General features: G+C 71.1%; 8 protein-coding genes. 4 read left to right on the forward strand and 4 right to left on the reverse strand.

Features of this window, described 5'->3' with window-relative positions; all coding sequences use genetic code 11:
* Window positions 1–23: 23 nt before the first annotated feature.
* The 4 genes from EPL03_RS12730 to EPL03_RS12745 all read right to left on the reverse strand — a co-directional run bounded on the left by EPL03_RS12730 (window position 24) and on the right by EPL03_RS12745 (window position 2,726).
* On the reverse strand, window positions 24–299 hold the full coding sequence (locus EPL03_RS12730) for a DUF5808 domain-containing protein (RefSeq protein WP_135829717.1): 276 nt from the start codon (window positions 297–299) through the stop codon (window positions 24–26).
* Window positions 300–576: 277 nt separating this feature from the next.
* Entirely contained in the window at window positions 577–2,187 is a 1,611-nt protein-coding gene (locus EPL03_RS12735; protein ID WP_135829718.1) for a bifunctional N(6)-L-threonylcarbamoyladenine synthase/serine/threonine protein kinase, read from the reverse strand.
* An 81-nt stretch (window positions 2,188–2,268) separates the two neighbouring features.
* Window positions 2,269–2,403 (reverse strand): 30S ribosomal protein S27ae, encoded by a 135-nt coding sequence (locus EPL03_RS12740; RefSeq protein ID WP_135829719.1) that lies wholly within the window; start codon window positions 2,401–2,403, stop codon window positions 2,269–2,271.
* Window positions 2,403–2,726: a 30S ribosomal protein S24e gene (locus tag EPL03_RS12745; RefSeq protein WP_135829720.1), complete on the reverse strand. Its 324-nt coding sequence runs from the start codon at window positions 2,724–2,726 to the stop codon at window positions 2,403–2,405. Before EPL03_RS12745 ends, EPL03_RS12740 begins: the two co-directional genes overlap by 1 nt.
* A gap of 188 nt (window positions 2,727–2,914) precedes the next feature.
* Here EPL03_RS12745 and mutS point away from each other — a divergent pair, with 188 nt between their 5' ends.
* From mutS to acs, 4 genes are all read left to right on the forward strand, one after another.
* Complete coding sequence (gene mutS / locus EPL03_RS12750; RefSeq protein ID WP_135829721.1) at window positions 2,915–5,707, forward strand: DNA mismatch repair protein MutS; 2,793 nt, start codon at window positions 2,915–2,917, stop codon at window positions 5,705–5,707.
* Window positions 5,708–5,779: 72 nt separating this feature from the next.
* Complete coding sequence (locus EPL03_RS12755; protein WP_135829722.1) at window positions 5,780–7,717, forward strand: acetate--CoA ligase; 1,938 nt, start codon at window positions 5,780–5,782, stop codon at window positions 7,715–7,717.
* 138 nt (window positions 7,718–7,855) lie between these two features.
* Window positions 7,856–9,628, forward strand: coding sequence for a bacterio-opsin activator domain-containing protein (locus tag EPL03_RS12760; protein WP_135829723.1), 1,773 nt, complete (start codon window positions 7,856–7,858; stop codon window positions 9,626–9,628).
* A gap of 159 nt (window positions 9,629–9,787) precedes the next feature.
* Window positions 9,788–11,782, forward strand: coding sequence for an acetate--CoA ligase (acs, locus tag EPL03_RS12765; protein WP_135829724.1), 1,995 nt, complete (start codon window positions 9,788–9,790; stop codon window positions 11,780–11,782).
* Window positions 11,783–11,786: the final 4 nt, after the last annotated feature.

Below are 11,786 nucleotides of genomic sequence, written 5' to 3' on the forward strand. Positions count from 1 at the left end.
CGAACCCTCGAAGTCGACTTCGTTCAGTCGTCGTCGACGATGACCTCGACCGGGCCCTCCTCGGCCGCCGCGCGCTCGCGCTCGCCCTGTCGCTCGCGCCAGAGCAGCGCGCCGGCGACCGCCAGCACGATCCACGACCGCCAGTTGGCGAGGTTGAGCGTGTAGCCGACGCCGAACGGCTTCTCGGTCAGCATCCCCTCGTCGGGCTGCCAGTACGCCGACAGCATCCGTCCGAGGCTGGGTCGGTCGAAGTTGTACGGGACGCCGAACAGCTCGCCGGTGGTGGGCTTGTCTGCCATGTGAGAGGTGTACGGCGGAGAGGAATAAAGTGCTTTGGCTACGGTCGCTGGAGAATCGTGTTTCGTGTGTGACCTTCGCGCCGGTGAACGCTCGAAACCGTCGCTCGTCGGATGCGGACGGACGCGCGGCGTCTCTGACGTCCGATGAGCGTCGGATACCCGAGTAATGACAGGAATATTATGCTCGCCGAATCACGAAGCCAGCTACTGCTTGAGCCGATGAGAGACCGCACCCACATCGCGACCGCGCCGGGTGCGAGTCCGTACGCACGCGAACTCACTGATAGCGACCCCGGCCCTCGACCTCGCGGAGGCGGTCCAGCACGGCGTCGGCGTCCACGCCCGCCGGGTCGTCGCCGGCCGCCGCGTAGGCGTCCTCGAACTCGAGGCCGAGTCGGTCGGCGTCGTCGGACGTGCCGGCGAGGCTCCGGCCGAAGACGTGGAGGTCCATCGCGTAGTCCTCGGCGTCGTCGGTGTAGTAGCCGAGTCCGAAGTCGATGAGGTAGGTGCGGTCGCCGACCCGGACGTTCCGGGTCGTGGGGTCGCCGTGGACGAACCCCGCGCCGTGGACGGCGGCGAGGTGTCGGGCGACCGCGCGCACGCGTTCGACCGCGAGGGCGTCCCGGAGGTCGGCCTCGCCCACGCGCTCGAAGACGAGCGTGCCCTCCTGGGGGTCCACGTCGTAGACGACGGGCGTGGGCACGCCGTGCCGGCGGGCCTCGCTCGTGAGTCTGGCTTCGAGGACCGTCCGCTCGCGCCGGAGCCGCGCGTCGAGTTCGGGATGCCGATAGCGCTTGGGCAGGCGGCGCTTGGTGACCGTCTCCGCGCCGACGTCGACCGTCGCCTCCGCGCCCTGCACGCGCTCGCCCGGCTCGCGCCACCGGGCGACCGACTCGTCGGGGTCCCGCCACGCGACCGCGACCTCGTCGGGCCGGAAGTTCGGGTCCACCGCCGAGTCCTCGATTTCGAGCGTGTCGCCCGCCCGGAGCATCTCCGCGCCCAACACCGCTATCATCCCGGCGTTGTCGCGGAGGAATCGGGGTTCGGGCGCGAAGAAGTCGGCCCCGCGCTGGTCGCACATCGTCGCCAGCATCTCCCGGAGTCGAGCGTTCTGGCCCACGCCGCCGCCCAGCACGAGTTCGTCGCTGCCGGTCAGCGACAGCGCGCGCTCGGCCACCTCGGCCAGCATGGCGAAGACGTTCTCCTGGAGCGCGTAACAGACGTCCTCGACTGCCCGCCCGTCGTCGGTGGCGTCTTTCGCCGCGCTCATGATGCCCGAAAACGAGAAGTCCATCCCCTTGACGACGTACGGGAGGTCGAGGTACTCGCCGTCGGTCGCCGCCTCCTCGACCTTCGGGCCGCCGGGGTGGGACCAGCCGAGGTGGCGGGTGAACTTGTCGATGGCGTTGCCGACGCCGGTGTCCATCGTCTCGCCGAGGACGCGATACCGGCCGTTGCGGTAGCCCAGCACGTGAGCGTTCGCGCCCGAGGCGTTCAGACACACCGGCGAGGAAAAGCCCGACCGTTGGCGGCCGATTTCGAGGTGGGCCACCATGTGGTTGACGCCCACCAGCGGCACGTCGAGGGTCCCGGCCAGCGCGCGCGCGGCGGTCCCGGCGGTCCGCAGGCAGGGACCAAGCCCCGGCCCCTGCGAGAACGCGACCGCGTCGATTGGGCCGTCGGCGTCCGCGAGCGCGGTTTCGACGACGCGCGGAATCGCGTCGCTCATGTGTTCGGCGGCCTCTCGCGGATGGATGCCGCCGCTCTCCGGTTGGTAGGCGTCGGTCTCGATGAAAACGGGGTCGGCGTCCGCATCCTCGTCGTAGACGGCCGCGCTGGCCGCCCACGCGGTGCCCTCGATGCCGAGGACGCGCAGTGGCTCGCTCACGGCTCCCTTCGGGGCGCTCCGCGCCCCTCGGTCCCCGTTCGCGGTTTTACGATGCCCCTCGCGTCCGCTCGGCGCATCGCCTTACTTCCACTCGGTGTAGCCACACCGACCGCAGTGGAGGCGGTCGCCGTGGTCGGCGAGGAACGCGTCGCCACACCGGGTGCACTGCTCCTTGTCGGTCGTGCCGTCGTCGTCGTACAGTTCGTTTCGCGCCATCACTCGGCCTCCTCGGCCTCGGCCTCGGCCTCGCCCTCGGCGTCGGCCGTGATCTTGTTGCGGTCGAGCATGTGGTCCTGCTCGACGTCGCGGGCCGCCTCGGCGCTGTCGTACACCTTGGCGTACCCGACGGTCTTGCGCATGCCGAACTTGGTGTTCATCTCGTGGACGACGACCTCGCTGGAGTCCTTGTCGAGCTTGGCCGCGAGGCTGTCCCGAACCGAGAGCCGGGACGGCGTGGCGTCGTCGTGGACGATCTGGAACCGCACTTCGGACCGGTGGAGCATGGGATTTTGCTCCTCGGAGAGGATTTCGACTTCCATGTGTATCGCTCAGTTACTCACTACTTGGCCGCGAGCGCTGTAAAAGGATTTCGAACGTGGGATTCCGAGTGTGCGACCGCTTGCTCCCGGAGACGCGGGGGCGCTCGGTCGCCGAACCACCACCGTTTAGTCCGGTTCGCACCTGTCACCGAGTATGATTTCGTCTCGCTATCGCGGAGGGTGTCGGCGTGGCCGACGCTGAGGGCGACGCCGAGGTCGGCGGCATCGTCGGGGAGTTCCTCGAGTTGAAGGCCGAGACCGACGCCGACTTCCTCGTGATGCAGGTCGGTGACTTCTACGAGTTCTTCGGCGAGGACGCCCGGCGGGTCGCCGACCTCCTCGACCTGAAGGTCTCCGAGAAGTCCTCGCACGGCTCCAGCTACCCCATGGCTGGCGTCCCGGTGGACAAACTCACCCCGCACCTCAAGGGGCTGGTCGAGCGGGGCTACCGGGTCGCCGTCGCCGACCAGCACGAGACCGACGACGGCCACGCCCGCGAACTCACGCGAGTCGTGACGCCCGGAACCCTGCTGGAGGCCACCGACGCCGAGGCGCGATACCTCGCCGCCGTCGCCCGAACCGCGCCCGACCGCTACGGGCTGGCGCTCGCGGACGTGACCACCGGGCGATTTCTCGTGACCGACGCCACCGGCGAGGACGCCGCCGAGGCGACCGATCGCGCGTTCACCGAGCTCTACCGGTTCGACCCCGTGGAGGTGCTGCCCGGCCCGGCGGTCCGGGAGGACGACGCGGTCCGCGACCGACTCGCCGAGCGCACCGACGCGACGGTCACCCACCACCGCGCCGAGGCGTTCGCGCCCGGCCGGGCGACCCACGAGACGAAGGCCCAGTTCGGCGCGGAGACCCTCGCCAGCGTCGGACTGGCGGACGGAGACGCCAACGGAAGCGACGACCCCCGGATTCGGGCGGCGGGCGCGCTGCTGTCGTACGTCGAGGAGACCGGCACGGGCGTCCTGTCCTCGATGACGCGCTTGCGGACCTACGCGGGCGACGACCACGTCGAGTTGGACGCCACGACCCAGCGCAACCTCGAACTCACCGAGACGATGCAGGGCGACCGCGAGGGGTCGCTGTTCGACGTCCTCGACCACACCGAGACCAGCGCGGGCGAACGGTTGTTCCGGGAGTGGCTCCAGCGGCCCCGACAGGACCTCCCGACGCTCCGCGAGCGCGGGGACGCGGTCGCGGCGTTCGCCGACTCGGCGCTGGCCCGCGAGACGATACGCGACCTGCTCGGCGGAGCCTACGACCTCGAACGACTCGCCAGCAAGGCCGCCCACGGGAGCGCCGACGCCCGCGACCTCCTGCGGGTGCGCGAGACCCTCGCACTCGTCCCCGAAGTCGCCGACGCGGTGGCCTCGGACCCCACGCTCGCGGCCTCGCCGCTGGCCGACGTGCTGGACCGCCCCGACCGCGAGGCGGCCCAGCGCCTCCGCGAGGAACTCGACGCCATCGTCGAGGACCCGCCCGGCACCGTCACGGAGGGCGGCCTGTTTCGCCGGGGCCACGACGACGACCTCGACGAGTTGCTCGACCGCCACCGGGAAGTCGAGTCGTGGCTCGACGCGCTGCCCGACCGCGAGAAGCGCGAGACCGGCATCACCCACCTGCAGGTCGACCGCAACAAGACCGACGGCTACTACATTCAGGTCGGCAACAGCGAGACCGACGAGGTGCCCGACCGCTACGACCGGCTCAAGAGCCTGAAGAACTCCGAGCGGTACACCACCGACGAGTTGGACGAGCGCGAGCGCGAAATCATGCGACTGGAGGAGCGCCGCGGGCAACTGGAGTACGAGCTGTTCGCCGACCTGCGCGAGCGGGTCGCCGACCGCGCGGCCCTGCTCCGGTCGGCGGGCCGGGCGCTGGCGACGGTCGACGCGCTCGCCGGCCTCGCGGTCCACGCGGTCGACAACGACTGGGTCCGCCCCGAGTTGCGCGAACACGGCGACCTCCGAATCGAGGCGGGCCGCCACCCCGTCGTGGAGCAGACCACCGAGTTCGTGCCCAACGACCTCCGACTGGGCGGGACGGCTTCGCCGCCGGACGGGGAGCGTGCCGGCGGGCACGCGACCGACGACCGCCGCTTTCTGGTGGTCACGGGGCCGAACATGTCGGGGAAGTCGACCTACATGCGACAGGCCGCGCTGATAACCCTGCTCGCCCAGATCGGGAGCTTCGTGCCCGCAGACGCCGCCGAGGTCGGCGTGGTCGACGGCATCTACACCCGCGTCGGCGCGCTCGACGAACTCGCGCAGGGCCGCTCGACGTTCATGGTCGAGATGCAGGAGTTGAGCAACATCCTCCACTCGGCGAGCGAGGACTCGCTGGTGATTCTCGACGAGGTGGGCCGGGGCACCGCGACCTACGACGGCATCTCCATCGCGTGGGCCGCCACGGAGTATCTGGCCAACCGCATCGAAGCGCGGACCCTCTTTGCGACCCACTACCACGAACTCACGAGCCTGGCCGACCGACTCGACGGCGTCCGGAACGTCCACGTCGCAGTCGACGGCGAACCGCCGTCGTCCGGGGAGACGGGGTCCCGCTCGGCGGGCGAATCGGACGAGAGCGTGACCTTCCTCCGGACCGTCGAGGACGGCCCGACCGACCGCTCGTACGGCGTCCACGTCGCGGACCTCGCGGGCGTGCCAGACCCGGTGGTCGAGCGCTCGCGCGACGTCCTCGCCCGCCTCCGCGAGGACGAGGCCATCGACGTGCGCGGGAGCGCGGCCGAGAGCGACGGAGACGCCGGCGAGACGAAGCAGGTCGTGTTCGACCTCGGGTCGGGCCAGTTCGAGACGGGCGAGAGCGACGGGTCGGACGGCGGGGACGGCGACGGGTTGACGCCCGAGCAAGAGCGCGTGCTGTCGGCGGTCGAGGACGCGACCATCAACGACCTGACGCCGGTGGAGGCGCTGACGAGGATTCAGGAGTGGCAGTCGGAACTGGAGGACTGACTCCTCGCGGCCCGGCGAACCCGCCCGACGCGAGCCGAACGTTTTTCCCGTGTTTGCGCCAAGTCCGGAACGATGGCCGACAGCAGCGAGGACGGACCCCGCCGCGAGCGCGAGTGGGTCGACCCGCCCGAGCGGTTCGCCGAGGCGGCCAACGTCACCGCCGCCGACCGCGAGGCGTTCGAGCGGGCCGGCTGGCCCGGGTGCTGGGAGCGCGCCGCCGAGATGCTGGCGTGGGACGACCCCTACGACGCGGTGTACGACGACGCGGGGACCGTCAGGTGGTTCCCCGGCGGGCGACTCAACGCGGCGTACAACTGCGTCGACCGCCACGTCGAGGCCGGTCGGGGCGAGGAGGTCGCTATCCGGTGGGAGGGGAAACTCGACGAGACCCGGACCCACACCTACCGGGAGCTCGCCGAGGAGGTGAACGCGTTCGCAGCCGCGCTCCGGGAGCTGGGCGTCGGCGAGGGCGACGTGGTGACCCTCTACCTGCCGATGCTCCCCGAACTCCCGATAGCGATGCTGGCGTGTGCCCGCATCGGCGCGCCACACAGCGTCGTGTTCGCGGGCTTCTCGGCCGACGCGCTCGCCACGCGGCTCGACGGCGCGGACTCGGGATTCCTAGTGACCGCCGACGGCTACTACCGGCGCGGGACCGCACTGGACCTGAAGCGACGGGCCGACAACGCCTGCGCGTCGGTCGACCACGCGGTCGAGCAGGTCGTGGTGAACCGGCTCGGCGACGAGCGACCGGCGGGCGACGGCCGCGCGTACGCCGACCTCGTCGCCGACCACGAGGGCGCGGCGGTCGAGCCCGCGTCCCGGGACGCCACCGACCTGCTCTTTCTCATCTACACCTCGGGCACGACCGGCGAGCCGACGCTGGTGCGTCACACCACCGGCGGCTACCTCGCCCACGTCGCGTGGACCTCCCACGCGGTCCTCGACCTCGGCCCCGACGACACCCACTGGTGTTCGGCCGACGTGGGGTGGATAACCGGCCACTCGTACGCGGTGTACGGCCCGCTCGCGCTGGGCGCGACCACGGTGCTGTACGAGGGCACGCCCGACCACCCCGAGACCGACCGCATCTGGCGCATCATCGAGCGCAACGACGTCGACGTGTTCTACACCGCGCCGGCGTCCATCCGGGCGTTCATGAAGTGGGGCGAGGAGCACCCCGAGCGCCACGACCTCTCGTCGCTCCGCCTGCTCGGGTCGGTCGGCGAACCCATCGACGAGACCGCGTGGCACTGGTACCGCGACCACGTCGGCGACGGCGAGTGTCCGGTCGTCGACACGTGGTGGCAGACCGAGACCGGCGGCATCGTGCTCTCGACGCTGCCGGGCGTCGACCGGATGCGGCCCGGCGCGGTGGGCAAGAGCCTGCCCGGAATCGAGGCCGCCGTGGTCGGCCCGGGCGGCGAGCGCCTCCCCGCCGGCGAGTCCGGGCGACTGGTCCTCACGCGCCCGTGGCCGGGGATGGCCCGGTCGCTGTGCGAGGCCAGCGACTGGGGCGCGCGCCGGACCCGGACGGTCGACGGCGAGTGGCGCTACGACACCGGCGACAACGCGGTCCGCGACGAGGACGGCTACCTCCATCTGCTCGGCCGGGCCGACGACGTGTTGACCCTGTCGGGGCGGCGGCTCAGCACCACCGAGATCGAGTCGACCATCGTGGGCGTCGAGGGCGTCGCCGAGGCCGCCGTGGTCGTCGGGTCGGACGACGCGAGGCGGGAGTCGGAGATACACGCGTTCGTCAGCCCCGAGGCCAACGTCGCGGGCGACGGGGCGCTCCGCGAGCGGGTCCGGGCGGCGGTCGCGGAGACCATCGGCACCGTCGCGGTGCCAGACGTGGTGACGTTCGCGCCCTCGCTCCCCAAGACCCGGTCGGGCAAGGTGGTCCGGCGCTATCTGGCCGCCATCGCCAACGGCGAGGACCTCGGGGACACCAGCGCGCTCCGCAACCCGGAGGTCGTGGGCGAACTCGAGTCGCTGCTCGACCGATAGCGTTTCGCCATCTTTCTAGATAGCGAAACGGCTTTCCAGACCGTATCCGCTTTTTATGCCGGTTTCGAATGGAGACGGCCCAATATGGGCGCTACCGTAGCAAGTTTTATTCGTCTTCCGTGGAAAGAACGAACAGAGATGGCGGACGACGACTACCTCACCGCCGACGAGTTCGAGCGCCTCCGGCGACGGACCGAGACCTACAGGGAGGAGCTGGTGGTGTTGCTCGCGGGGCGGGTCGGCCTCCGGGCCTCGGAGCTCGTCCGCGTCCGGCCCGGCGACCTGCGCGAGCGCGAGCGCGGCGGCGAGACCCACTACCTGCTCGACGTTCCGGAGGGCGACGGCGGGACGCGCACCGCCTACGCGCCCCGGGAGGTCGCCCACGCCCTCCGGCAGTTCGCCAACGCCAACGGCGTGGCCGACGACGACCCCCTCGTGGACGTCTCGACCCGACGGGTCCAGATGCTGGTCCGGGCGGTCACCGACCGGACCGACGACCTCGGCGACGTCACCTGCCGGGACCTCCGCAAGCACTTCGCGCACCGCCACCTCGTCGAGGAGGGCGTCGACCCGCGCGTCGTCCAGGCGGTCGGCGGCTGGGCGAGCCTGGAGAGCCTCGCGCCGTACCTCGACGCGCCGAGTCGGGCCACGGTCGTCGACGCCTTCGCGGACGGGGCGGCCGGCGACGCGCTCCCCGCGACCGAGGACCGGCGGCGCGGCCGGGAGCCACGCCGCGACGGCGACGACCCGCGCCTCGACTGCGCGGCGTCGCTGGGCGAGGCGCTCGCCGACGCCGCCAGCGCCGAGGAGGTCGAGCGGGCGCTCTGCGACCGGCTGGCCGACGTCTACCGGGCCGTCTGGGTCTGCGACGAGGACGGGACGGTCCGGGCGAGCGCCGCCTCGACCGACGACGGCGGTCGGACGGGCGACGCCACTGCGACCGGCCGCGCGGTGCCGACCGCGGCCGTCGACGCGGTGGACCCGTCCGACGGGAGCGACGACTTGGGGGTGACGGTCGTCGACGACGTCGCAACCGACGGCCCGCCGTCGCGGCGGTCGGTCGCCGTGGCACCCGTGCGGTCGCGCGACGCGGTCCACGGCCTGCTCTGCGTGGCCCACGACTCGTTCGGCCCGGGCGACCGGACGCTGCTCGCCGACGCGGGCCGGCGCGCGGGCCGCGCGGTCACGGCCATCGCGCGAAAGCGCCTGCTGCTGGCCGATACGGGCGTGGAGCTCTCGTTGCGGACGTCCGACGAGCGCGCGTTCCTCGCGGCGGCCTCGGCCGACCTCGACTGCCGGTTCGAACTCGACGGCGTCGTCCCGGTCGAGGACCGCTCGCTGCTGTACTTCGTCACCGCCAGCGGGGCCGCCGTCGGGGACGTGCTCGACCGGGTGGCCGACGCCGACGCGGTCGACGACGCGCGGCTCATCCGCGACCGCGGCGAGCGCGCCCTGTTCGAGTTCGCGGTCTCGGGCGAGTCGGTCGCGACCGTCCTCGTCGAGCGCGGCGGTACCGTCCGGGAACTCGCCGCCGAGGACGGACGGCTCGACGTCTCGGGCGTCTTCTCGCGCGAGGTCGACGTCCGGCGGGTCGTCGAGGCCGTGGAGGCGTCGTTCCCGGACACCGACCTGCGCTCGAAGCGGGAGGTCGAGACGCCGACGCGGAGCGCGGCCGGCGTCCGCGAGACGGTCCGGGACCGGCTGACCGAGCGCCAGCGGTCGGTCCTGCGGGCGGCCTACCTCGCGGGCTACTTCGAGTGGCCCCGGGGCAGCACGGCCGAGGAGCTCGCGGCGTCGATGGACGTCTCCTCGCCGACGCTCCACAACCACCTCCGGAAGGCCGAGCAGAAGGTGCTCGACGCGGTGTTCGACGAAGCCGAGGGGAGCGCGCCGGACGCCGGACCACACTAACTGTTTAACCGCCTCCGGCGACCCCGAGCGCGGACTGGCCGGCCCGACGACCGAGCGGTTCGAGAGTTCGGAGTAGAGGCCGCCAGAACCCCGTTAGCCGCAAATTGTGATAGTTAGTTCTATTGTTTATATAGTATTAGGATATGGTCAATGGTATCCATGTCGGACAAGGACGAAGACGTACAACTCGAAGCGCGGCTGGCCGAACAGGACGCGTTCGAGCCGCCCGAAGCGTTCGTCGAGCAGGCGAACGTCGCCGACGAGTCGATATACGAGGAGTTCGAAGCGGAGTGGCCCGACTGCTGGGAGCAGGCGGCCGCCCTCCTCGACTGGACCGAGGGGTACGACCAGGTGCTCGACGACTCGAACCCGCCCTTTTTCGAGTGGTTCACCGGCGGCGAGTTGAACGCGTCGGCGAACTGCCTCGACCGCCACCTCGACGAGCGCGGCGACGAGCCCGCCATCGAGTGGGTCGGCGAGCCGACCGACGAGGCCAATCGGACCTACACCTACGAGGAGCTGCACCGCGAGGTCAACGAGTTCGCGGCCGCGCTCCGGGAGCTGGGCGTCGGCGAGGACGACGTCGTCACGCTGTACATGCCGATGATACCCGAGCTCCCCATCGCGATGCTGGCGTGCGCCCGCCTCGGCGCGCCCCACTCGGTCGTGTTCGCGGGCTTCTCGGCCGACGCGCTCGCCACGCGGATGAACGCCGCCGACTCCGAGTATCTGGTGACGGCCAACGGCTACTACCGGCGCGGCGACGCGCTCGACCACTACGAGAAGACCAGCGAGGGGCTGGCGGGGGTCGACCACGAGGTGAGCGACGTGGTGGTGGTCGACCGCCTCGGCGACGACGACCACGGCCACGCGCTCGACTCGAACGAGCACGACTACGACGGCCTCGTCGCCGACCACGACGGCGCGACCGTCGACCCCGTCGCGCGGGACGCCGAGGACATGCTGTTCCTCATGTACACGTCCGGCACCACGGGCAAGCCCAAGGGCGTCAAGCACACGACCGGCGGCTACCTGTCGTGGGCCGCGTGGACCTCCCAGGCGGTTCTCGACGTCAAGCCCGACGACACCTACTTCTGCTCGGCCGACATCGGCTGGATAACCGGCCACTCGTACATCGTCTACGGCCCGCTCGCGCTCGGGACGACGAGCCTCATGTACGAGGGCACGCCCGACCACCCCGACCGCGACCGCCTCTGGCAGATCATCGACGACTACGACGTCACCCAGCTCTACACCGCCCCGACCGCGATTCGGGCGTTCATGAAGTGGGGCGAGCAGTACCCCGACCGCCACGACCTCTCGTCGCTCCGCCTGCTCGGGACGGTCGGCGAGCCCATCAACCCCCGCGCGTGGAAGTGGTACTACAAGCACGTCGGCGACGAGGAGTGCCCGGTCGTCGACACCTGGTGGCAGACCGAGACCGGCGGCATGATGGTCACGACGCTGCCGGGCGTCAAGACCATGAAACCCGGGAGCGCCGGCCCCGCGCTCCCCGGCGTCGACGTCCAGATAGTCGACGCGGCGGGCGAGGCGGTCGAGCCCGGACAGGCCGGCTACCTCACGGTCCAGAAACCGTGGCCCGGAATGTTGCGCACGCTCTACCGGAACGACGAGCGCTACGTCGACGAGTACTGGGCCGAGTACTCCGACACCGACAGCGACGACCCGTCCGACTGGGTGTACTTCCCCGAGGACGGCGCGAAGCTCGACGACGACGGCTACATCACCGTGCTGGGCCGCGTCGACGACGTCATCAACGTCTCGGGCCATCGCCTCGGCACCATGGAGATCGAGTCGGCCATCGTCGGCGTCGAGGGCGTCGCCGAGGCCGCCGTCGTCGGCGGCGACCACGACCTCAAAGGCGAAGCCGTCTACGCCTACGTCATCACCGAGGACGGTTACGAGGAGGGCGAGGACCTGCGCGAGCGCATCGTCGCCGGCGTCGAGGACGCCATCGGTCCCATCGCCCGCCCCGAACAGGTCGTCTTCACCCCCGAGCTCCCCAAGACGCGCTCGGGCAAGATAATGCGTCGCCTCTTGGAGGACATCGCCAACGGCGAGGGCCTCGGCAACACCTCCACGCTCCGCAACCCCGAGGTGGTCGAGGACATCCAGCAGCAGGTCGACGACTGAGCGC

Origin of the sequence: Halorussus halobius (genome assembly GCF_004765805.1) — an archaeon.
GTDB classification, from domain to species: Archaea; Halobacteriota; Halobacteria; order Halobacteriales; family Haladaptataceae; genus Halorussus; species Halorussus halobius.